The 538-nt window shown below is 48.9% G+C and carries 1 pseudogene; it reads left to right on the top strand.

Features of this window, described 5'->3' with window-relative positions:
• Nucleotides 1–465 (top strand): annotated as a pseudogene (locus AC3A8L_RS02580) (hypothetical protein); the annotation flags it as partial.
• Nucleotides 466–538 lie beyond the last annotated feature (73 nt).

The raw sequence follows: 538 nt of genomic DNA, 5'->3' as shown, positions 1-538 counted from the left end.
CGTACCTTAGCCGAGCGAAATTATGTTCACATTCGTGGCCGTAAAACCGACCTGGTGCAAGCCGTGGAGTGCTTGGCGCTATTCTATAAGCGCCATCAAAAAGGGGTTGTAGTAACGGACAAAGATTGTTACAGCCTAGGCATTGGGGTCGTGCATTGGCAAACGCTGCGTCATGCGTTGATTTCAGCGGGTTGGATTGTCGAAACGAATAACGGCGATTATGCGCTGTGTCGAAGCTTTGCCGAGCTAACGCTATGGGACTTAGTCGTATTGCTGGAGATTAAGGTGGCGGATTTAGCTAAGGCCCTGCCGACTGAACCCGTCGGGTTGTGGGGCAAGGAGTTTGGTGCTTTACGTGAGCGCGTGGCGGAATCTGCGCAGAGCCAGTTAAGTATTACTATGCAAGCATTGCTTGAATTTTCACCTAAATTTGAGGCCGATTTAGTGGTGGAAAAGTCGTCGTAGGGTCATTAAGAGCATCTAGATTGTATTTCTCTGAGTTAATCTATGCTTGCAGGGTTGGAATTTTCAATGCGCC

The organism is Marinagarivorans sp., assembly GCF_982758155.1.
The sequence above is the reverse complement of the archived record's forward strand: the minus strand, read 5'-3'. Positions and strand labels throughout refer to the sequence as shown.